This is a genomic window from Micromonospora sp. CNZ299 (assembly GCF_002754415.1).
On sequence record NZ_PEFG01000001.1, the window covers coordinates 1,954,079 to 1,975,885 of the forward strand.

The window sequence follows — 21,807 nt, forward strand, 5'->3', positions numbered from 1 at the left end:
ATCCGACGCACGCATGCACACCACTGTCCGTGCGAATGATCATTTTGAACACCCAACCAGGGGGAGCACCAGATGAGGATCGCCAGGGACAGGATCGTCACCGCACTTCGCGACCGGGGCCAGCAGGCCCGGGCCGACTGGGTCGAGCGCGAGCTGCCGGAGCGCGTGGACCCGGCGAAGCACTCCGGGCTGCTCGCCACCCTGCACCTCAACCCAGCTGATCTCGTCGACGCGTCCTCCCCTTGAGGGTTGCGCTGCTCGGACCGGTCGCCTGGCGTACGCCCCCGCACCACTACGGGCCGTGGGAGCAGGTGACCGGCCTGCTCGCCGAGGGGCTGGTCAGCCGCGGCGTGGACGTGACGCTCTTCGCGACACTGGACTCCGTCACCTCCGCCCAGCTCGACGGAGTCTGCCCACGGGGGTACGCGGACGACCCCGACCTGGACGGTCGGGTGTGGGAGGCGATGCACGTCTCCCACGCGATGGCCCGCTCGGCGCAGTTCGACGTGGTGCACAGCCACCTGGACTGGCTGCCGCTGGCCTTCGCGGAACACTGCCGGGCACCGCTGCTGACCACGGTGCACGGCTTCTCCGGCGCGGGGATCCTGCCCGCCTACGGCCGAGCCCGATCGTCGTACGTGTCGATCTCCGACGCCGACCGGGCACCGGAGCTCGACTACGTTGCCACGGTCTACCACGGCGTCGACGTCGGCGGTCTGCCGTTCACCGACAAGGCCGGCCCTGGGCTGGCCGCCTTCGGCCGGATCCACCCGGACAAGGGCACCCACACCGCTATCGAGATCGCCCGCCGCGCCGGCCGGCCGCTGACCATCTGCGGGATCGTGCAGGACGAGCGGTACTTCGCCGAAGAGGTGGCACCGCACATCGACGGTGACCAGGTCGTCTTCCTCGGGTCGGTGGGCCCGCAACGGCGTGCCGAGGTGCTGGGCGAGAGCACCGCGCTGCTGCACCCGATCGCCTTCGACGAGCCGTTCGGGCTGTCGGTCGTGGAATCGATGGTCTGCGGCACCCCGGTCGTCGCCTATCGGCGGGGGTCCATGCCCGAGGTGGTCGACGAAGGGGTGACGGGCCTCCTCGTCCACACCGTCGACCAGGCCGTCGAGGCGATCACCCGGGCCGCCGACCTCGATCGGGCGGAATGTCGGGCGCAGGCTTTGAAGCGCTTCAGCGCCGACCGGATGGTCACCGACTATCTCGCGGTCTACGACCAGCTCGTTCGTAACTGACTGAGCCGCACACCTCTTCGTTCCGCCGGTCACACACGCCGACCGGCGTGCGCCGTTCCCGCGTGAGGCTCACCGCGTACTCCTGTGGTGGGCCGACAACCGGAAGGCACCACGTCCATGCCCAGCTACGGATTCCTCAGCACCCACCCACCGACCCGGTGCGGCCTGGCCACGTTCAACGCCGCCCTCGCCGCCCAGCTCACCGCCGACGGCACCCACGGCGGCATCGTCCGGGTCACCGATCACGGCGACGACCAACGGCCCGCGCCCGGGGTCGTGCACACCTGGTCGGCGCGGGACCCGGCCGGCTGGCGGGAGGCGGCGGCGGCCCTCAACGCGTACGACGTGGCGATCGTCCAGCACGAGTACGGCATCTACCCCGGCACCGACGGCGAGGAGGTCCTGCCGTTGCTGCGGCGCCTCAGCGTGCCGAGCATCGTGGTCCTGCACACCGTCCTCAGCCAGCCCTCCCCCCGGCAGAAATCCCTGCTGGAGCAGATCGTGGCCACCGCTGGGGCGGTCGTCACGATGACCGACACCGCCCGGGACCGGCTGCTCGTCGGGTACGCAGTGCCAGCGGGCAAGGTGACGGTCATCCCGCACGGCGCCGCCGAGCTTGCCGGTGTGCCCGTCGACCGGCGTGCCCGCCCGCACCTGCTGACCTGGGGACTGATCGGCCCGGGCAAGGGCATCGAGTGGTCGTTGCGGGCCCTCGCGCGGTTGCAGGATCTGGAACCGACTCCGACCTACACGGTCGCCGGACGGACCCACCCGAAGGTGATCGAGCACCACGGTGAGGCGTACCGGGCCGGGTTGCACCAGCTCGGTGCCCAGTTGGGTGTCGCGCACGCCGTCGACTATCAGGACATCTACCACGACCAGGAGGCACTGGGTCGGCTGATCCGCTCCGCCGACGTGGTCGTCCTGCCCTACGACTCCCGAGAACAGGTCACCTCCGGCGTCCTCATCGAAGCGGTGGCCGCCGGGGTGCCCGTCGTGGCGACGGCGTTCCCGCACGCCGTCGAGCTGCTGACCGGTGGGCCCGGTCTGGTCGTACCCCATCAGAACCCGGCGGCGCTGGCCAAGGCGATCCGGCGGGTCCTGACCGAGCCGGGCCTGGCCGCCCGGTTGGCCGGGCGGGTCCGCCCGCTGGCCGCGGACCTGCGCTGGCCGGCGGTGGCGGCCCGCTACGGCACCCTCGCCGAAGAGCTCCTGGCCGCCCGCTCGCCCACCGTCAGCCCCGTGCCGGCGTGACGGCGACCACCGGACACCCCCGGACCGCGACGGGTGAGCGCTGGGTGACGGCGCCCGCGCCGAGCTTCGCGCACCTGGCTCGGCTGAGTGACGACACCGGTCTGTTCGAGCATGCCCGGCACGCCATCGTCCGCCGCGAGCACGGCTACTGCACCGACGACGTGGCTCGCGGCCTGGTGGTCGTCAGCCGCGAGCCGGAGCCGAGCGACGAGCTGCTCCGGCTCGCGGAGCGCTACCTGGCGTTCCTGACCCACGCGCAGGACACCGACGGCGCGTTCCACAACCGACTCGGGCACGACCGGCGCTGGGCCGACGAACCAGGGCTCGGCGACTGGTGGGGTCGGGCGCTGTGGGGCCTGGGCACTGCCGTCGCCCGCAGCCCCGCGCCCTGGGTACGGGAGGAGGCGCTGGTGGCGTTCAGCCGGGGTGCCACCCGGCGCGCCAAGGCACCGCACGCGATGGCGTTCGCCGGTCTGGGCGCGGCCGAGGTGCTCCGCCGTCACCCGGGTCACGTCGCCGCGGCATCCCTGCTCGCGGACGCGGCCAGCACTGTCGGCCCGGCAGGGTCCGACCCGCGGTGGCCGTGGCCACGGCAGGAGCTGACCTACGCGAACGCGGCCCTCGCAGAGGTGGTCATCGCCGCCAGCCAGCTTCGCGAGGGTGGTCCACCTCTCCACGACGGCCTGCGGATGCTGACCTGGCTGCACCAGGCCCAGCTCCGCGACGGGCGGTTGTCGGTCGTACCCGCAGGGGGGTGGCGCCGCGGCGCCGTACGACTGCACCACGACCAGCAGCCGATCGAGGTCGCCGCCTTCGCGGACGCCTGCGCCACGGCTGCCACTGTCACCGGGGACCCCGGGTGGGACGCCGGCGTGCGGCAGTCGGTCGGGTGGTTCCTCGGTGAGAACGACCTCGGCACGCCGATGTGGGATCCGGCGACCGGCGGTGGCTACGACGGGCTGACCGCGCACGGGCCCAACCTCAACCAGGGCGCCGAGTCCACCCTCGCGCTCATCTCCACCCTGCAGCACGCCCGGCGGTGGTCGTGACCCGGAGCCTGGCCGTCCGTCAGGACGTCACCCTCACCCCGGACCCACGCCGGGTCATCATCAAGCTCTTCGTCCCGGGTGAGGACGCCGCGGTGGTACGCACCCGCGCGCGGGCACTCATCGACCGGGTTGCGCGCCTCGGCGACGAGGAGACCGGCCGGCTGCTGCGGGACACCTTCGACCGCTTCGGCGCCCGGCACCGCGACCTGGCCGGCACGTTCCACCACCACTACGACCTGGTCCGGCACCGGGCCGCGCGGGCCCCGGACCTCTCGCCGACCAGCCGGCTGCTGGTCGGCGCCTACTTCAGCCACGAGTACGCCGTCGAGGCCGCCGCCCTCTGCAACCCGTCGATGGTGGCCCACCCGGACCAGACCGAACTCGGCACCGGGCAACTTCGCGTCGCCGTCAGCCTGCGCCAGGTCGGGGAGGGGCACGTGTCCTCCATCGGGTTCGCCACCGCGGTCATCGGACCAGGGCGGCAGCTCACGGTCGCCGACCGGTCCGGCCCGTTGGCCGTCGGGCAGCGGGTGGGCGTACGGCACCGTCGGGACCTGCTCGTCGCCGGCCTGGCGGAGGAGGACTGCGACAACGAGGTCGCCGCCACGGTGCTCGACGCCCTGCCCGAGTGGTACGACGAGGCCACCTTCGAGCGGGTGCTCGCCAGCCTGCCACCCGATCTGCTCTCTCGCAGCACCGGCTTGGGCACCCTCGAACAACTGCGTCGCACCAACGCCGGCAGCTACGCCACGGCCTTTCCCGCCGACACGGCCCTGCACCAACGGGTGCTCTGGCCGGCCACCCCGGCAGAGAGCAACGGCATGGAGGATGCGCGGTTCGTCCGGTTCGTCGACGAGTCCGGGCCGGTGTACCGGGCCACCTACACCGCCTACGACGGCCGGAGCATCGCCACCCGTGCGCTGGTCAGCAGTGACCTGCGCCGCTTCGAGATGACCCCGATGCGCGGGCCGGGTGCCCGGAACAAGGGGATCGCGCTGTTTCCGCGTACCGTCGGCGGCCGGCACCTGGCGTTGTGCCGTGCCGATGGCGAGACCATCGGTCTGACCACTCTGGACAGCGACAACCGCTGGCAGGCTCCGGCCCCGTTGCACGCCCCGGGCGAGAGTTGGGAGCTGATCCAGGTCGGCAACTGCGGATCTCCCATTGAGACCGGCGCGGGTTGGCTCGTCCTCACTCACGGCGTCGGGCCGATGCGCCGGTACGCGATCGGCGCGCTCCTGCTCGACCTGCACAGACCGGAGCGGGTCGTCGCGCACCTGCCCGGCGTGCTCCTGGCACCCGACGAGAACGACCGGGACGGGTACGTTCCCAACGTCGTCTACTCCTGTGGGGCACTCGTGCACGACGGTGAGCTGTGGGTGCCGTACGGGGCAAGTGACGCCCGGGTTGGTTTCGCCACCGTGTCGGTGCCCGCGCTGCTCAGCGCGATGGTGCAGGCCCCACCGCCGGCGACCGCGACTGATGAACGGGGTGGGGCAGGGTAGCCTCACGCTGGCACTACGTGCTCCCGCGGTCGGGGAGGACTCGGGGGGAGGTGGAGCGTGGGCGACGTCGGTGAGGTGGTGCGTTGGCTGCAGCTCAACGCGCCCCGTGGCGGGCCGGACGAGCTGTCTCAGCTGATCGCCGAGGCGGCCCCCGCTCTCGACGCCAGCGAGATGGTGCTCTATCTGGCCGACTACACGCAGTCCCTGCTCGTGCCCCTGCTCGGCGTGGGCCTCGACCGGGACGAGCTGCCGATCGAGACGACCCTCGCCGGCCGGGCCTTCACCAACCTCACGATCCAGCGCGCGCCCGACAACCCGGACCGGGTCTGGGTGCCGCTGCTGCTCGGGTGCGAGCGGATGGGTGTGCTGGAGATCGTCGCGCCGACGGCCGCCGACGAGGCGATGGATGGGCCGGCCTGGGAGGTGGCGGTCACCATCGCCCAGATCCTGGTCAACCGCCGGCTCTACGGCGACGTGGTCGAGCGGATGCGTCGCCGGCTCCCGATGCAGGTCGCGGCCGAGATCGTGTGGGGTCTGCTGCCACCGTTGACCTTCGCCACCGATGACCTGGTGATCACCGCCATCCTCGAACCGTGCTACGACGTCGGCGGCGACATCTTCGACTACGCGCTCAACGACGACGTGCTCAGCGTCGGGCTCTTCGACACCTGCGGGCACGGCATCAAGGCGAGCACCCTGGCCTCGCTGGTCGTCAGCGCGTACCGCAACGCCCGCCGGTGTGGCCTCGACCTGGTCGACACGGCGATCAGCATCGACCGGTGGGTGCGATCCGAGCACCCGAACTTCTTCGCGACCGGGCTGCTCCTCGAACTCGATCGCCGGACTGGCCGGCTGAGCGCGATCAACGCAGGTCATCCCGGTGCGATGTTGCTGCGCGACGGCAAGGCCATCCGTGAGTTGCCAGGGCCGACCGCGTTGCCGCTCGGCCTGGGTCATCTGACCCCACACCGCCCCGAGGTGCACGTCGAGGATCTGCACCCGGGCGACCGGATCCTCGCCTACACCGACGGCATCACCGATGCGCGCAGCGCCGAGGGTGAGCACTTCGGGCTGGACCGGCTGGTCGACTTCGTCAACCGGGCCCTCAACGACGGGTTGCCCAGCCCGGAGACGATGCGTCGCCTGGTGCGCGCCGTCGTCGGCTACCAGGACGACCAGCTTCAGGACGACGCGACGGCGCTCTTCGTGGAGTGGCGGCCGCCGCACCTGCCGCTCGCGCACCTGCGTGACCTCGCGGCGAACCGCCACTGACCGCAGCAGTGGGATTTTGCACTCGCAGTGCACTTGTCTCCGGTTGTGGCGCTGTCTAGCGTCACCTCATGGCTGACTCATGGACCTTCGCCGTGGCGCGTGACGACCTCAGGCGGAGCACGCTCGTCGATGGCGCCACGCCCGAGGTGGCCGATGGTGAGGCGCTGCTGCGGGTGGACCGCGTCGGCCTCACCGCCAACAACGTGACCTACGCGGTGCTCGGCGACGCGATGCGCTACTGGGAGTTCTTTCCGCCGGCGGCCCGTGGGCTCGGGCCGCAGTGGGGCCTCCCGCCGCTCTGGGGTTTCGCCGAGGTGGTCGCCTCGACGGTTGCCGGTGTCGAGGTGGGGCAGCGGGTCTACGGTTACCTGCCTCCCGCCGGGCACCTCGTGGTGCGGCCGGACCGGGTGGACGCGTCCGGGTTCCGCGACGCGAGCCCGCACCGGGCCGAGTTGCCGTCGCCGTACAACGCGTACCGGTCGACCATCGGCGACCCGGCGTACCAGGCCGACCAGGAGGACCTGCTGATCCTGTTCCGGCCGCTGTTCTTCACCTCGTTCATGCTGGCCGACCAGGTCGTCGACAACGGCTTCTACGGTGCCGAGGCGCTGCTGGTGTCGTCGGCGTCGAGCAAGACCGCGTACGCCGCCGCGTTCGAGCTGCGCGGTCGCGGACCGCGCCTGGTCGGGCTCACCTCACCCGGCAACCTGGCCTTCACCCGGTCACTCGGCTGCTATGACGAGGTCGTCCCGTACGACGACATCAGCGCCCTCGACGCGGTCCCGACCGTCTACCTCGACCTGTCCGGCGCGCCCTCGACCCGTGCCGCCCTGCGCCAGCACCTCGGCGACCGGCTCGTCCGGGACATCGCGGTCGGGCTCACCAACCAGACACCGAACGCCGCCGCCGCGGAGGAGGTGTTCTTCGCGCCGGTCCAGATGCGCAAGCGCGGCCAGGACTGGGGCCGCGAAGGGCTCGACCAACGGTTCACCGAGGCCTGGCAGCGCTTCACCGCAGTGGTCAGCGGGTGGCTCGACGTCCAGGTGGGTGTCGGGCCGGAGGCCCTGCAACGGGCCTGGGCCGACGTCCTCGCGGGTCGTACGCCGCCGAGGGTGGGTCACGTCGTCCAACTCTGAGCGGTCGACGACGCCGACGGTCAGAACGAGTTGTCGCCGGAGAGGTGGCGACGCAGCGTGGCCAACGACCGGTTGATCAGCCGGGAGACGTGCATCTGCGAGACACCGACCCGGTCGGCGATCTGGGACTGGGTCAGGTTGCCGTGGAAGCGCAGGCTCAGGATCTCGCGCTCGCGCTCCGGCAGCGTGGCGAGGGCCGGACCGAGGGCGACCCTGATCTCCACGACGTCGAACTCGTGGTCGTCGCCGCCGAGGGTGTCGCCGAGCTCCCGGCTGCCCTCGCCACCGATCGGCGTGGACAGCGACGTGGCCCGGTAGGCGCGTGCGCCCTCCAGCCCTTCCAGCACCGTCTCCTCGGTCACGGCCAGGTAGGACGCGATGTCGGCCACTGTCGGCGACCGACCGAGGGTCTGGGTCAGGACGCTGTTGGCCGCGCTGATCGACAGGCGTAGCTCCTGGAGGCGGCGGGGCACCCGGATCGCCCAGGTGCGGTCCCGGAAGTAGCGCTTGATCTCGCCGATGATGGTGGGGATGGCGTAACCGGCGAAGTCGACGCCTCGACTGTGGTCGAAGTTGTCCACAGCCTTGATCAGACCGACCGAGGCGATCTGGACCAGGTCGTCGTCCGGCGCGCCGCGACCGCCGTAGCGGCGGGCCAGGTGCCGGGCGAGCGGCAGCCACGCCTCGATGGTGCGGTCCCGCAGGGCTGGGCGGCGAGGGTCGTCGGCCGGTGCCGCCGCCAGGGCGGCCAGGAGGTCTTCCGGGCTCTGCTCACTGCGCCGCTGGTCGATGCTGGTGCTGGTCGCGGTGTCGACGATGATGGCCATGGGAGTGGTCCTTCCCGCACTGCCCGTCGATCGAGTCGACCGGAAGGGGTCTCCGAACCGGCTGACGCCGGGGCGCACGTACGGGCGAAGGTGCGCTGTCGCAAGGCCACGAGCACGGGCCTCGCCGCCGCGTCATGTCGTTCACTTGATGACCCGGACACTACCCGAAATACTGAATGTTTACTAGCCGAAAGTATGAGCCGGCGCAGGTGGATGGTGCTCGAAACGGGTGAGAACGGCCCCGATCAGCCCTGCGGGTCCGGCTCGTCGCCGGCGATCGGGGCCTGCTGGGCCGGCTTCACCGCGAACGGATGGCGCAGCCGCAGCATGGCCTCCTCGCTGCCGTCGAAGGTCGCCATTGACCCGTCGAGCACGTCGGAGTTCGACGTGGCGAGGAACAGGGCCGGTCGACCATTGTCGTTCGATGTCATGCAGGATTCCTGTCTTCCATTGAGGAGTGCGTCCGGGCCCCGGCTCTCGCCGTGCGACCTCGTGACATGCGGCGCTCACACTGGCGCCCGATCAGGTGCCTCGTGCACGGGCGAACGCCCGGCGACACCGACACCCCGCACCATACCCGCCCTCGGCACCCCTCATGCGCCGCTGAGGCCCCGGGATCGCATCCGCACCGCCAGCAGCCGAGAATTCTGTAATCCGACCCGGTGCTGCCAGTCTCCGATCCTGAGGGCGGTCAACGCGCAGCGCGGGTGCCGCGCGGACGAGCACACAAGGAGTGACACCCATGTCGTCAGCCGGTCGAGCACTACCCGATGCCGGGTTGGTCGTCGCGGCCCGGCAGGGCGACCAGCGGGCCCTCGATGACGTCGTCGCGGCCTCGCTCCCGCTGGTCTACAACATCGTCGGGCGTGCGCTGCGCGGTCACGCAGACGTCGACGACGTGGTCCAGGAGACGTTGGTACGGGTGATCCGGTACCTGCCCGCGCTCAACGACCCGGCGGCGTACCGCTCGTGGCTGGTGGCGATCGCCATCCGTCAGGTGCGTGACTGGGAACAGCGCCGACGGCTCGCGCTCAACCGCGACGCGGGGCTCGACGCGATCCACAACGTGCCCGACCCGGCCTCCGACTTCGCGGGGATGACCATCCTCCGGCTCGGCCTCACCGACCAGCGACGCGAGGTCGCCGAGGCGACCCGCTGGCTCGACCCGGACGACCAGGAGCTGCTGTCGCTGTGGTGGCTGGAGGAGACCGGCGAGATCACCCGCGCCGAGGTCGCCGACGCGCTGGGGCTGTCACCCGGGCACGTCGCCGTGCGGATCCACCGGATGAAGGAGCAGATCCAGAGCGCCCGGGGCGTCGTACGCGCGCTCGGCGCCCGCCCCGGTTGCCCGGACCTGCGCGCCGTGAGCGGCGAGTGGGACGGCACTCCCAGCCCGCTGTGGCGCAAGAGGCTGGCCCGACACGTCCGCGACTGCGCGTTCTGTGGGCGACTGGGCTCCACGCTCCTACCGATCGACCGGCTGCTCGCCGGTCTGCCGATGCTGCCGTTGCCGGCGGGTCTGAGCGCCCACTTTCCGAGCGCGGTCGCACCCCCGGCTGCCGCGCAGGCCGTCGGGTATCACCCCCCGGGCCCGACGGCCGGGCACACCGCCGGGACGACCCCGCCCGGCGGTGTGCCCTCCGACGGCGGCGGTGGCCCGAGCATCGTCGACCTCGCGGTGAACCGCCCCCGTGGCCTGGTCCCGTCCCTCGCCGCCGGGGTCGCAGCGGCAGTTCTCGCCATCACCATGGCGGTGGTGATCCTGCCGGAGGACCCACCAGCGCCCTCGTGGGCTGCCCCGCCGTCCGCCGCGCCCACCGCCGTGGCCAGCCCGAGCGTCGCACCGTCACCGAGCGCACGCCCCTCGTCGAAGGCTCCGGTCGTCCCGGCGGTCAGCTCCGCCCGCAAGGGCGTCGGAGTGTGGAACTTCGCCGGAGCCAGTCAGGCGTTGGCAAACTCGAAGGCCGGCTGGTACTACACCTGGGGCACCCAGCACCCGGGAATCAGCACGCCGCGCGGTGTGACGTTCGTGCCCATGATCCGCAGTGCGGAGAACGTCACCGCCACGGAGCTGGCCCGCGCCAGCGCGGCGGGGCCCGATCTGCTCACCTTCAACGAGCCGGACATGCCCGAGCAGGCGAACATGACGGTCGAGCAGGCGCTGGACCTGTGGCCGCAACTGATGGCGACGGGCAGCAGGCTGGGCAGCCCGGCGGTCGCCTGGGGCGGGCCGGACCCGCAGGGTTGGCTGGACAGGTTCATGACCGGCGCCCAGGCCCGCGGCCACCGCGTGGACTTCATCACCCTGCACTGGTTCGGTGCCGACTTCACGACCAGCACCGCGGTCGACCAGCTCCGGCAGTATCTCCAGGCGGTCCACCAGCGGTACCGCAAACCGATCTGGCTGACCGAGTTCGCACTGATCCGCTTCGACAGCGGCGGCGCACAGTTCCCCGGTCAGGAGCAGCAGGCGGCGTTCCTCACCGCAGCCACCACCATGCTCGGGCAACTGTCCTACGTGCAGCGGTACGCGTGGTTCGGCCTGCCCGCCACGGACAAGGACCGCTCCGGGTTGTTCAGCAACGGCACCGAGGCGACAGTGGTTGGTCGTGCGTTCCAGGCCGCCCGTTGAGCGGCGATGCGCCGGTGGACCAGCAGCCGACCACGACCAGACGCCAGGCGTTCGGTGGCCGCACCGGGCGGATCGTCGGCGTCGTCGCGACAGTGGTCGTGACGACGGTGGCGGTCGGGCTCAGTCAGGGCTGGGGCCGCGCCGACCAGATCGCATCCCCGCCGGCCGCAGCCCCGCCGGCCGGTCCGGCGCCGACCGCGTCGGTGGTGCTCAACAGCACCGATGACGCCTTCATCCAACTGCTCATCCCGATGAACGAGGGTGCGCTCGCGCTGATCGACCACGTCGACAGCCGGTCGGCGGGGGCGGATCCGTCGCTGCGGGCACTGCTCAACGACCTCCGGGCTGCTCACCAGGCCGAGTTGCGGGACCTGCGCGGGCTGCTGGCCGCGGGCAACGTCGCGGAGCAGAACATCCACGAGGGGCACCAGATGCCCGGCATGGTCACCGACGCCAGCCTCGCCGAGCTGCGCGCCGCCCCCGACACCGAGGTGCCGTCCCGGGCCGCCGCGTTGGTGCGGGCGCACCTCGCGCAGACCGTGGTGCTGTGCCGGGGCGAGCAGACCGCCGGGGGCAGCCCGGAGCTGAAGGCGCTCGCCGGCCGGATCCAGCAGGCCCGGGCCGCCGAGTTGAGCGCACTGGACGGTCGGCCCGGCGCGACCGGAACCCCGCAGGCCGACTGAGCATGCCGCGCAGAAGACCTACCGACGTCGCGGCGCCGCTGCTCAGGCCGGCGTCGGGTGATTCGCGTCGAACCGGTCGCGCGTCAGGAACGCCAGTTGGGCCCGCTTGTCCGGCATGTCGATCTCCGAATCGAAGGTGAACCCCTCGATCTCCAGTCGGCGCAGCGCGAGGTGGTTGCGGATGTCCGGCTCGACCACGATCCGCTGGGCGGCCGGGTCGCGGAACAGGAAGCGGGCGAGGGCCGGGCCGACGACGTTGGTGAGGCCGCGGGCGAGGCGCCGGTCGGGACTGAGCAGCAGGTGCATCCCGATGTCACCGGGCTGCACGCGGTAGCGCTCACCGACCGGGTCTGCCTCGGGCTGGTAGGTCTGGAAGAGGCCGACCGGCTCCGCGTCGACCATGATCAGGTACGCGTGGTGCGTCGGCAGACTGTCCACGAAGGCGTAGATCTCGCGTACCTGTTCCAGGGTGTGCGAACCCATACCCCAGAACGAGTTTCGAGGTTGGGTGACCCAGCCGTGCAGGAGGGCGGCGTGCCGGTCGGGGTCGACGGTCACCAATGACAACTCACCGAGACCGGCGATCTTCTCCAGGTACGTCATCGGGCGCTGTCCTCTGTTCCATCCGGGGCGCGACTTAGGTTAACCTCTCCTAACCAAGGATGACCTTACCTGGAGGGGTGCGTGAAACGGAACTGGGAGGCCCTGGTCCTCAAGGCCATGGGAGGCCGGGACTTTCGGTTGACCGTGCTGGGCACCGAGTCGATCGACGGCCACTATCAGCGGCTCCTCCTGGATGGCGGCGGCCTGCTGGAGGCGTGCGGGGTGCACCCCACGATGTGGATCCGGCTCTGGTTCGACAACGACGGTCGGGCACACCAGCGCGCGTACACCCTGGTGGACCCCGACCCGTCCACCGGCCGGTTCACCCTCGAATTCGCCATCCACGACGGCTGCGCCGCTCGCTGGGCCACCACCGCCCAGGTCGGCGACACCATCAGCGCGACCGTCCAGGGCAGCGCCTTCGACCTGCCCGACCCGGCGCCCGAGCACCTCTACCTCGTCGGCGACGCGGCCTCCCTGCCCGCGGTGAACAGCCTGCTCGACGCCAGCGCCGACATCCCGGCGACGGTGTGGCTGGAGTACGCCCACGAGGGCGAGAAGGCTCTCGCGTTGCGGGCCCGGGCACACCACGACGTCACCTGGGTGCCTCGGCGCGACGACGGTCAACACCTCGTCGACACGGTCTGCTCGGCCCTGCCGACCAGCGGTGCGGGGCACTACTGGGTGGCCTGCGAGGCGGCCACCACCCGTGGCATCACCCGACACATCCGACGAACGCTGGGTGTCGACAAGGACCGGGTGACCTCCCTCGGCTACTGGAAAGCCGCATGAAGGGTCGGCTCGGCACCCTGACCGCGCTGTACGTCACGCAGTACCTCGGCGTCGGCTTCATCACCGTCGGGCTGACCGCCATCCTGCGCGACGGCGGCACCTCGCTGGACACGCTGGCCCTGTTGCAGATCGTCGGCCTGATCTGGCCCATCAAGTTCCTCTGGGCGCCGATCCTCGACCGGTACGGCTCGCGGCACCGCGGCCACTACCGATCCTGGTTGCTCGTGCTCCAGACCGCCCTGGTGCTCGCTCTGCTGGCGCTGCTGCCGTTCACCGACCCGGCCGACGCGCTCGGCCCGATCGTTGCGATCTGCGCCGCGTACGTCTTCTTCTCCGCCACGCAGGACATCGCCGTGGACGCCGTGGCGGTCCGGATGCTGGCCGAGTCGAGCCGGGGGACCGGTAACGGGATCCAGGTCGCCGCGAGTTACCTCGGCAACCTGCTCGGCGGCGGCGCGTGCGTCCTGGTCTACGACCAGTTCGGCTGGGCGGCGGCGATCGGTCTGCTGGCCGCGATGACGGCGGTCGGGTTGGTGGTCGTGTGGCGGTTCCGGGAACCTCCACGTACCGACCGGGTGGCCAAGATCGGCACGGCGTACCGGGCGCTGCTGTCGGTGTTCGGCCAGCCGGGCTGCCGGTGGTGGACGTTCGGCGTGGTGCCGCTGGTCTACGTCGGGGCGGGGATGGCGTACGCACTGGTGACGCCGGCCCTGGTCGACGCTGGGTGGTCGTTGGGCCGCATCGGCGTCGTCACCGGAGTGGTGACCAGCGTCCCGGCCATCGTGGCGGGCCTGGTCGCCGGGCTCGGCATCGGCCGGTTCGGGCGCGGCGGCGTGCTCGTGGTCGGCGGCGTGGCACTCACGGTGTCGACGTTGCTGCTGCTGCCGTTGATGAACGGTCGCGCCCCACTGGGCGGGACGGTCGCCGCGCTCTGCTGCTTCATGGTGGCCTACACCATCGCCAACGTGGTGCTCTACACCGTCAACATGGACTATTCGCGCCCCGACACCGGTGGCACCGACTTCACCGTCCTGTCGTCGTTCGGCCTGGTCTGCTCGTTCGTGGCCGCGTCCATCGGTCTCGCGGCCGCCGACGGGGTCGGCTACCCGCCGGTCGCGATCGCGGCCATCGTGCTGGTGGCCGCGGGTGTCGTCCTCGGGCTCGCTCACCAGCGGCGATTCCCCCGCAGGCCTGGTCCCGTCGGCTCGACGGCGGAGCACCCGACGGTGGATGGCGTGAAGGCCGTGGCGTGACCACAGTTCAGCCGGCCAGCGACACCACTCAGGCGGCCGGCGGTGCCGCGGCCTCGGCGCGACTGCCGCAGCGATGGCTGATCCTGGCCGTGCTCTGCGTCGCGCAGCTCGTGGTGGTGCTGGACAACACGGTGCTGACCGTGGCGGTGCCGGTGCTCACCACCGAGCTGGGCGCCAGCACCGCCGACGTGCAATGGATGATCAACGCGTACGCGTTGGTGCTGTCCGGGTTGCTGCTGACCGCCGGCAGCGCCGCCGACCGGTACGGGCGTCGTCGGATGCTGCTCACGGGGCTCGTCCTGTTCGGTCTCGGCTCGCTGGCCGCCGGGCTGTCCAGCACCAGCGGGCAACTGATCGCGGCCCGGGCCGGCATGGGTGTCGGTGGCGCGTTGCTGATCACCTCGACGCTCGCGGTCGCGATGCAGGTCTTCGACGCCACCGAGCGGTCCCGAGCGATCGGCATCTGGGCGGCCACCAGCGCGCTGGGCTTCGCCGTCGGGCCACCGATCGGCGGCACGATCCTCGCGCATCTGCCGTGGGGCGCGATCTTCCTGGTCAACGTGCCCATCGTGCTGGTCTGCCTGTTCGTGGCTCGCGCGCTGATACCCGAGTCCCGTGACCCTGCCGGTGGCCGCCTGGACGTGGTGGGCGCGGCGCTCTCCACCGCCGGCCTGACCGCGGTCGTCTGGGCGATCATCTCCGGGCCGGAGCACGGGTGGACGTCGGCTGAGGTGCTCGGGGCGGCGGCTGTCGGCGTACTCCTGCTCGGGTTCTTCGTCCGCTGGGAGCGGCGGATCCCGCACCCCATGCTGGACATGCACTTCTTCCAGGACCGGCGGTTCGTGGGCGCGATCTCCGGAGTCGTGCTGATCACGTTCGGCGCCACCGGTGCGTTGTTCCTGCTCACCCAGCATCTGCAGTTCGTCCGCGGCTATCCCGCCTGGGAAGCCGGTCTGCGGATGGCACCCTTCGCGCTGTCCATTGTGCTGCTCAACGTCAGCGGTGCGGTCGCGGTCGTGATCCGTCGGCTCGGCCTGGCCGCCGCCATCGCCATCGGTATGACGCTGCTCGCGGGCGGTCTCGCGCTGATCACCCTCTTCCCGTCCGACGGATACGGGGTGCTGCCGGCCGGGCTGCTCGTGATGGGTGTCGGGTGTGCGTTGGCCAACCCGGCCATCGTCGAGGCCGTGATGAGCGCCATCCCGGCGCAGAAGGCCGGCGCGGGCGCGGGTGTCGACGGCACCATGACCGAGGTCGGCAGCAGTCTGGGCATCGCGGTGCTGGGTGCCGTGCTGAACGCCCGGTTCGCCGCCCTGCTGCCGGCGGCCCTGGCCGGCGCCGGATCGTTTCCCGCCGCCCTCGCCGCCGCCCGCGACGGAGCCGAGCGGGAGGCCGTCACTGTCGCCTTCGCCTCGGCGCTGGAGACGGGACAGTTGGCGGGCGCTGCCGCGGTGCTGATCGGTGGGCTGGTCGCCGCCGGGCTGCTCTACCGGGCAGACCGCCCCAAAACCGCCCAATAAGGGTAGGCTACCCTAATCACGACATCGTCGTAGTCGACGGAGGCGGTATGCGGCTGTACCTGACCGCGCTCAACCCCACCGACGCCGTGCTGGAGGGGTTCCTCCCCGCGGCGGCGTCGCTCGGGCTGTCGGTCACCGTGTTGACCGACCGGCCGGCGGAGTGGCCGGCGGGCGTGCCGGTGGCGCGATGCGCGGTCCGGGACGCGGCCGCTGTGGTCGCGGCGACGGCACCGACCCGACCGGTGGCGCTACTGTCCAACAGCGACCATCTTCAGGAGGCCACCGCGATCGCCGCACGGAAGCTCGGTCTGCCCGGCAAGGATCCCGACGCCGCCCGTCTCTGCAAGGACAAGGCCGCGGCCCGCCGGGTGATCGCGGCTGCTGGCCTCGATCTGGTACGCACCGTCACGGTCGATCCCGGTGCCGTACCGCAGGTGCCGGACGGGACGTTCCCAGCCGTGGTCAAGCCCCGCGAGGGAGTGGCCAGCGAGGACGCGTACCTGGTGGCCGACCACGCCGAGCTGGTTGCCCGGATCGCCGAGATCCGTGGCCGTCGGCCGGACGTGGCCCTGGTGGTGGAGGAATACCTCCCCGGCGAGCTGCGGACCTTCGAGACCCTCGGCGACGGCACGGCGCTGGCCTCCCTCGGCGGCTGGCGTACCGGCCTCGGGCCGCCACCGACCTTCACCGAGGAGAGCCTCGCCTGGTCGCCTCCGGCGGAGCCGGAGACAACCCAGCTTCGGGCGCGGCTCGCCGCGCTCGGGGTCGGCTTCGGCGCCTGCCACACCGAGTACGTCATCGCCGACGGCAGGGTCCGACTGATCGAGGTGAACTACCGGCTCATCGGCGACCGGATGGACCTGATCCTCTCCGACCTGCTCGGTGTGCCGCTGTTCGAACACGTCATCCGGCTGCACCTCGGCGAGCCCCTGGCCGCCCTCGACCTGCCCGCCACGGTCGACCGGTACGCCCAGGTCGAGTACGTCTGCGCGGATCGTTCCGGCCGCCTGGTCGCCGCGCCGGGCCGACTGGACACCGTCCACGATGATGTCCGGCTGGGCTGCCATCCGCTGCGCGAGGTGGGTCGCACCGCCGAGCACACCGGCACGAACCGCGACTACCTCGCCGTGCTGCACGGAATCGGCCCCGACGAGGGCACGGTCCGGCAGTCGCTGGCCACCTTCCGCAGCGACCTCCAGTGGACCATCGTCGAGTGAGCGACGACTGCGAGCGAGAGGTGTTCACCCGGGTCCTCGACGCCCTGCTGCGCGAGGATCACCTCGGTCTGCTCAGCACCGGCCGACCGGACGGGCCCGACTGGTGGCACGCACCGCACCCCGCCGGCCTGCTGCGGATCCCGGTCCGGGCGGACGGGTTCCAGCAGGCCCTGCGCAGCGCCGCACCGATGGTGCTGCTGCTCGACAGCGGCGGCGACGCCCACCGCACGGACACGGTGGAAGGCCTGCTCAGGTTGCTCACCCCGCAGGGCAACGCCGAAGCCGAGGCCGGCTGGCGGGACTTCGGCGTCGAGTGCCGCGCCGACCTGCGCGCCCGGCGGCTCGCGGCCCGACACCGCTCGCGGGTGCTCGCCGAGGTGGCCGCCGAACGCGCCAGCACCCCCACGGGACTGCCGGCGGCGCTCCTGGACGACGTACTCGCCGCCCACCACGGCCACCCGGTCTACCCAACCGACCGGTGCCGGCACGGTCTCGGAGACGACGACCTCCTCCGGTACGCCCCGGAGCACGCCCCGCGTTTCGCGCTGCGCTGGTACACCGTCCCCGCCGAGGACGTCCAGCTCACCGGCGAACTCCCGTCCTGGTGGCCACGGGCACGACGACCGGACCAGCTGTTGCTGCCGGCGCACCCGATCACCGCTGAGCGCGACGCGTTACCGGTGGCGGACCTGTCGGCGATCACCGTCCGGCCCACTCTCTCCATGCGGACGGTGGCGCTCGACGATCACCCGTACCTGCACCTCAAGCTGCCGCTGCCGACCGCGAGCCTCGGCACCCGCAACCGGCGCACGCTGCACCCCGGCTCGCTCGCCGACGGCGCGGCCGTCGCCGCGCTGCTCGACCGGGTCGCCAACGCCGAACCCACCTTCGCCGGGCGGATCCGGCACGTCGACGAGAGCACCTGGGCGCACGTCGGCGGCGACGAGCGGCGCAGCTTCCTGCTACGCCGATTCCCGGGTGATCTGGCCGGCGTCCACGTGGTGCCGGTCGCGGCCCTGGCCGCACCCGACCCGGTCGCGGCAACGGTCCTCGAACGGATCAGCCCCGAGCGGCCCGGGGCGCTGCTGGAGTCCTATCTGGACCTGCTGCTCGACTGGCACGTCTTCCTCTGGCTCCGCCACGGGATCGCGCTGGAGGCGCACCCGCAGAACATCCACCTGCTGGTGCATCCCGACGGCACTGTCGGCCTGCTCTACAAGGACAACGACGGGGCCCGCCTCGACCCGCGGCACGGCGGCCCGGGTGGGCTCACCCTCGACGACGACCGGATGTGGGCGCGCGACCCGCACGAGCTGGCCGACGTGTTCATCACCATCACCCTGCACCTGGCCGCCGCCGCACCCCTGGTCGCGCTGGCCGCCCGAGGGCTGCCCGTGCCGTCACCCGCCGAGGCGCTGGCACCCCGGCTCGCCGCCGCCCGCGACCGGTGGGGTGACGGGCCAGCGGCGCGAACCTTCACCGACCGGGTCCTGCGGGCCGGCCACCTGCCCATCAAGGCGATGCTCACCGCCGGCACCCTGCTGCCCAAACAGCGGCTGGGCTGCACCGACATCAACAAGTACTACCTGCGTACCGGCCCGAACTACCTCCGGGAGACACGATGACGAGCGCCCAGTTGCGCTCCCGCCCGGCCACCGAGACCGGTCAGCTCGCCGACCTGGCCACCGCCCACGCCGTCTTCGGTTGCCTGGTCCGCGAACTCACCCCGCCGGACAGCGGCCCGAGCGTGGTCGACGGTGCCGGGCAGCTGCTGCTGCGGCACCTCGGCGTCACGGTGCGCTGCGGGGTCGCGCGACACTCGCCGCTCGGGGCGCACCGCTACACCGGGCCGGTGCAGCGGCGAACCGACAACGGACGGTGGGTCGACCTGGACGCGGACGGGCTCGCCAGCCTGGTCGCGGCCGAACTCACCACCCGCACCGGCCTGGCCAACGACGAGTTCGTCGAGCAGGTCCAGGCCAGCCGGGACACCGTGGCCCGGTTGCTGACCGACCGGCCGACCGAGAACCCGGAGCCCACCGGCGAACCGGCCATCGACGCGTACGTCGACTCCGAACAGTCACTGGTCTTCGGCCACCCGCACCACCCCACTCCGAAGTGGCGCAGCGGTGACCCGGAGAGCTGGCGGGCGTACGCCCCGGAGCTGCGCACGTCGTTCCGGCTGCACTGGCTCGCCGTACCCGATGACCTGGTCGCCGGCGCCGGGCCGTTCGACGCGCTCGTGGCTGCCCTCGACCCGCCCCGGCCCCCGCGCGGGCACCGCGTCCTGCCGGTGCATCCCTGGCAGCTGTCACTGATCCCGCCGACGCACCCCCGCTTGCGGGACCTGGGGGAGGCCGGCGTGCCGGTGCGGCCCACGGCGAGCGTCCGTACCCTCTACGCCCCGGCGGCCGACCTGTTCGTCAAGACCAGCCTGCACGTACGGATCACCAACTGTCTGCGCAAGAACGCCCGCTACGAGCTCACCGGCGCGGTGGCCCTGACCGACCTGCTGGCGCGGGTGCCGATGCCGGACGGGGTCGGGCTGCTCACCGAACCCGCCTACCGCACTGTCGACGTTCCCGGCCCGGACGAGGCGTACGGGACGATCCTGCGCAGCGGCCTGCGCCCGCACCTGCGCCCGGGGGACACCCCGATGCTGGCGGCGGCGCTGGCCGCCACGCCACTGGTGACACCCGACCCGGTGGCCTGGTGGCGGGCGTACGTCGGGCTGCTGGTGCCGGCGGTGCTGCGCTGCTGGCTCAGCCACGGCGTCGTGCACGAGGCACACCTGCAGAACGTGGTCGTCGTGCTCGACCGCGACCGCCGCCCGGTACGCATGCTGCTGCGCGACCTGGAGGGGGTGAAACTCGACGTCGAGCGTTGGGCGACCTGGCCGGAGGGGGTCCCCGCGCAGGTCCGCTACGGCCCCCTGGACGCCCGGCGCCGGATCGTCTACTGCCTGTTCGTCAATCACCTCGGAGGCATCTGCGGGGCGCTTGCCGACGCGCGACCGGGAATCGAACGGCGGCTGTGGCAGGAGCTGCGGGCCGTCGTCGAGGCGGTCGCCGCCGACCTGGACGACCCACCCGAGCTGCGCGCGCTGCTGAACGGCGAGCCGTTGCTGGCCAAGGCGAACCTGCTGGTCCGGTGGCGACGCGACGCGGACCGCGCCGCGCCGTTCGTGCCGGTGCCCAACCCGCTGGGCGGATCACTGTGACGCGACCCGTCTACGTCCACGACCTCGACGCGCTGGCCACGCAGGCCCGGGCCATCCGGGCGGCGCTGCCCCAGCCGGTGGAGCTGCTCTACGCGGTCAAGGCCAACCCGGACCCCGGTGTGCTGCGCACCCTTGCCCCGGCCGTTGACGGGTTCGAGGCCGCGAGCCGTGGTGAGCTGCGCAGACTGGCCGAGGTGCTGCCGGGGCGGCCCCCCGCCGCGTACGCCGGGCCGGGCAAGACCGACGCGGACCTCGCCGCCGCCCTCGCCGCCGGGGTGCACCGCATCCACGTCGAATCGCCCGCCGAGCTTCGGCGACTCGGCGCGCTGGCCACCGCCTCGGGCACCTCGGCCCAGGTGCTGCTGCGGGTGAACCTGCCGGTCGAGGCGCCCGGCGCGAGCCTGGTCATGGGCGGCGGGCCCAGCCCGTTCGGCATGGACCCGGCGGACGCGGTCGAGTGCGCCCGCCGACCGCCCGACGGCATCGACGTACGCGGAATCCACGCCCACCTGGCCAGCGGGCTGGACGCCCCTCTCGCCGGCGCGGTCGCCGCCGCCGTGGTCGAGTGGGCGGTCACCGAGGTCGGTGCCGCCGAGGTCGACGTCGGCGGAGGCATGGCCGTCGACTACACCGACCCGGCGGCGCGATTCGACTGGGTCGGCTACGGCCGGGCACTCGCGGACGTCCTCGACGCCCACCCGGGGGTGCGGCTGCGCATCGAGCCGGGCCGGTCGGTCACCGCCTACTGCGGGGCGTACCTCACCGAGGTCATCGACGTGAAGCGCTCCTACGGCGAGTGGTTCGTGGTGGTGGCCGGGGGCACCCACCACCTGCGTACACCGGCGGCGAAGGGGCACGCGCAGCCGTTCCGCGTACACCGGCGGCGCGGCGTCGACGGCGTGCGTACCGACGGGGGACCGGTCACCGTGGTCGGCCAGCTCTGCACCCCCAAGGACGTGCTGTCCCGGTCGGCCACCGCCGGGCCGATCGGCGTGGGTGACGTGCTGGCCTTCGCCATGGCCGGGGCGTACGCCTGGAACATCAGCCACCGCGACTTCCTGCTGCACGAGCCCCCGCTGTTTATGAACGGTGACCCGCAGGAGGTGGCCGCCGAATGGGCGGCCCGACCATCCAGGACGTGATCCAGGCCCACGCGAACGAGCGATCGGCAGGGTTTTCTGGCACGGTGGGTCCAGTGCGGCGCAGTGTCGCCGAGCCACCAGCTGCACCATATCGAGAGGGCGTTACGTGGACTTCACGCTGTCGACGCGGCAGGGGCGGATCGGCACAGTGGTCGAGGTCGCCGGTGACGTGGACATGAGCACCGCACCGGAGTTGCGTGACCGGTTGAGTCAGGCGGTGGAGGACGACGCCCGGGTGGTGGTGGACCTGACCGACGTCGGGTTCATGGACTCCAGTGGCCTGGGGGTGCTGGTGGTCGCCCACAAGGACCTGCGTGCGCGGAACGGCTGGCTCGCCCTGGCGGGGGTCGGCCGCTCGGTGCGTACGGTGTTGTCGATCACCTCGGTGGACCGGGTCATTGGAATCTTCGACACCGTGCAGGATGCCGAGGAGGCGTCACCGGCGGCGTCATGAC

The 21,807-nt window shown here is 72.0% G+C and carries 20 protein-coding genes; 17 read left to right on the plus strand and 3 right to left on the minus strand.

Annotation, left to right across the window (positions count from 1 at the left end; all coding sequences use genetic code 11):
• Nucleotides 1-72 precede the first annotated feature (72 nt).
• The 7 genes from CLT68_RS33115 (at nucleotide 73) to CLT68_RS09435 (ending at nucleotide 7,463) form a co-directional block, all read left to right on the plus strand.
• Entirely contained in the window at nucleotides 73-246 is a 174-nt protein-coding gene (locus CLT68_RS33115) for a hypothetical protein (protein WP_172862148.1), read from the plus strand.
• On the plus strand, nucleotides 243-1,247 hold the full coding sequence (locus CLT68_RS09410; protein ID WP_088951324.1) for a glycosyltransferase family 4 protein: 1,005 nt from the start codon (nucleotides 243-245) through the stop codon (nucleotides 1,245-1,247). Before CLT68_RS33115 ends, CLT68_RS09410 begins: the two co-directional genes overlap by 4 nt.
• Before the next feature lie 117 nt (nucleotides 1,248-1,364).
• A complete protein-coding gene (locus tag CLT68_RS09415; RefSeq protein ID WP_099850182.1) occupies nucleotides 1,365-2,501 on the plus strand; it encodes a glycosyltransferase in 1,137 nt (378 codons plus the stop codon).
• The gene (locus CLT68_RS09420) at nucleotides 2,498-3,550 is read left to right on the plus strand and encodes a glycosyltransferase (protein WP_099850184.1); all 1,053 of its coding nucleotides are present in this window, start codon (nucleotides 2,498-2,500) and stop codon (nucleotides 3,548-3,550) included. The genes CLT68_RS09415 and CLT68_RS09420 overlap by 4 nt, the downstream gene beginning before the upstream one ends.
• Nucleotides 3,547-5,055 carry a glycoside hydrolase family 130 protein gene (locus CLT68_RS09425; protein ID WP_099850186.1) on the plus strand — a complete coding sequence of 503 codons (1,509 nt, stop codon included), beginning with the start codon at nucleotides 3,547-3,549 and terminating at the stop codon, nucleotides 5,053-5,055. The genes CLT68_RS09420 and CLT68_RS09425 overlap by 4 nt, the downstream gene beginning before the upstream one ends.
• Before the next feature lie 57 nt (nucleotides 5,056-5,112).
• Nucleotides 5,113-6,327, plus strand: coding sequence for a PP2C family protein-serine/threonine phosphatase (locus CLT68_RS09430; RefSeq protein ID WP_486482119.1), 1,215 nt, complete (start codon nucleotides 5,113-5,115; stop codon nucleotides 6,325-6,327).
• Nucleotides 6,328-6,395: 68 nt separating this feature from the next.
• The gene (locus CLT68_RS09435; protein WP_099850188.1) at nucleotides 6,396-7,463 is read left to right on the plus strand and encodes a DUF2855 family protein; all 1,068 of its coding nucleotides are present in this window, start codon (nucleotides 6,396-6,398) and stop codon (nucleotides 7,461-7,463) included.
• Between the two features lie 20 nt (nucleotides 7,464-7,483).
• Here the strand turns inward: CLT68_RS09435 and CLT68_RS09440 are convergent, their stop codons facing one another.
• Both CLT68_RS09440 and CLT68_RS09445 read right to left on the minus strand, forming a co-directional pair.
• Nucleotides 7,484-8,290, minus strand: a complete 807-nt coding sequence (locus CLT68_RS09440; protein WP_099850191.1) for an RNA polymerase sigma factor SigF — start codon at nucleotides 8,288-8,290, stop codon at nucleotides 7,484-7,486.
• A 245-nt stretch (nucleotides 8,291-8,535) separates the two neighbouring features.
• On the minus strand, nucleotides 8,536-8,721 hold the full coding sequence (locus CLT68_RS09445; RefSeq protein ID WP_099850193.1) for a hypothetical protein: 186 nt from the start codon (nucleotides 8,719-8,721) through the stop codon (nucleotides 8,536-8,538).
• A 311-nt stretch (nucleotides 8,722-9,032) separates the two neighbouring features.
• Here CLT68_RS09445 and CLT68_RS09450 point away from each other — a divergent pair, with 311 nt between their 5' ends.
• Nucleotides 9,033-10,922, plus strand: a complete 1,890-nt coding sequence (locus CLT68_RS09450) for a sigma-70 family RNA polymerase sigma factor (protein ID WP_099850194.1) — start codon at nucleotides 9,033-9,035, stop codon at nucleotides 10,920-10,922.
• A 14-nt stretch (nucleotides 10,923-10,936) separates the two neighbouring features.
• Nucleotides 10,937-11,605: a DUF305 domain-containing protein gene (locus CLT68_RS09455; protein ID WP_099850196.1), complete on the plus strand. Its 669-nt coding sequence runs from the start codon at nucleotides 10,937-10,939 to the stop codon at nucleotides 11,603-11,605.
• 42 nt (nucleotides 11,606-11,647) lie between these two features.
• On the opposite strand, the gene CLT68_RS09460 is transcribed toward CLT68_RS09455, so the two are convergent.
• Nucleotides 11,648-12,208 carry a GNAT family N-acetyltransferase gene (locus CLT68_RS09460; protein WP_099850198.1) on the minus strand — a complete coding sequence of 187 codons (561 nt, stop codon included), beginning with the start codon at nucleotides 12,206-12,208 and terminating at the stop codon, nucleotides 11,648-11,650.
• Nucleotides 12,209-12,289: 81 nt separating this feature from the next.
• Between CLT68_RS09460 and CLT68_RS09465 the strand changes: the two genes are divergently transcribed.
• The 8 genes from CLT68_RS09465 (at nucleotide 12,290) to CLT68_RS09500 (ending at nucleotide 21,806) form a co-directional block, all read left to right on the plus strand.
• A complete protein-coding gene (locus CLT68_RS09465; protein WP_099850200.1) occupies nucleotides 12,290-13,000 on the plus strand; it encodes a siderophore-interacting protein in 711 nt (236 codons plus the stop codon).
• On the plus strand, nucleotides 12,997-14,253 hold the full coding sequence (locus tag CLT68_RS09470) for an MFS transporter (protein WP_099850202.1): 1,257 nt from the start codon (nucleotides 12,997-12,999) through the stop codon (nucleotides 14,251-14,253). Before CLT68_RS09465 ends, CLT68_RS09470 begins: the two co-directional genes overlap by 4 nt.
• Nucleotides 14,250-15,773 carry an MFS transporter gene (locus tag CLT68_RS09475; RefSeq protein ID WP_099850204.1) on the plus strand — a complete coding sequence of 508 codons (1,524 nt, stop codon included), beginning with the start codon at nucleotides 14,250-14,252 and terminating at the stop codon, nucleotides 15,771-15,773. Before CLT68_RS09470 ends, CLT68_RS09475 begins: the two co-directional genes overlap by 4 nt.
• Before the next feature lie 47 nt (nucleotides 15,774-15,820).
• Nucleotides 15,821-16,990, plus strand: coding sequence for a siderophore biosynthesis protein (locus CLT68_RS09480; protein ID WP_099850206.1), 1,170 nt, complete (start codon nucleotides 15,821-15,823; stop codon nucleotides 16,988-16,990).
• Nucleotides 16,987-18,615, plus strand: coding sequence for an IucA/IucC family siderophore biosynthesis protein (locus tag CLT68_RS09485; RefSeq protein ID WP_099850208.1), 1,629 nt, complete (start codon nucleotides 16,987-16,989; stop codon nucleotides 18,613-18,615). Before CLT68_RS09480 ends, CLT68_RS09485 begins: the two co-directional genes overlap by 4 nt.
• Complete coding sequence (locus CLT68_RS09490) at nucleotides 18,612-20,210, plus strand: IucA/IucC family protein (RefSeq protein WP_099850210.1); 1,599 nt, start codon at nucleotides 18,612-18,614, stop codon at nucleotides 20,208-20,210. The genes CLT68_RS09485 and CLT68_RS09490 overlap by 4 nt, the downstream gene beginning before the upstream one ends.
• Nucleotides 20,207-21,352 (plus strand): alanine racemase, encoded by a 1,146-nt coding sequence (locus CLT68_RS09495; protein WP_099850212.1) that lies wholly within the window; start codon nucleotides 20,207-20,209, stop codon nucleotides 21,350-21,352. The genes CLT68_RS09490 and CLT68_RS09495 overlap by 4 nt, the downstream gene beginning before the upstream one ends.
• Before the next feature lie 106 nt (nucleotides 21,353-21,458).
• Nucleotides 21,459-21,806: an STAS domain-containing protein gene (locus CLT68_RS09500; RefSeq protein WP_088951341.1), complete on the plus strand. Its 348-nt coding sequence runs from the start codon at nucleotides 21,459-21,461 to the stop codon at nucleotides 21,804-21,806.
• The last annotated feature ends 1 nt before the right edge of the window (nucleotide 21,807 follow it).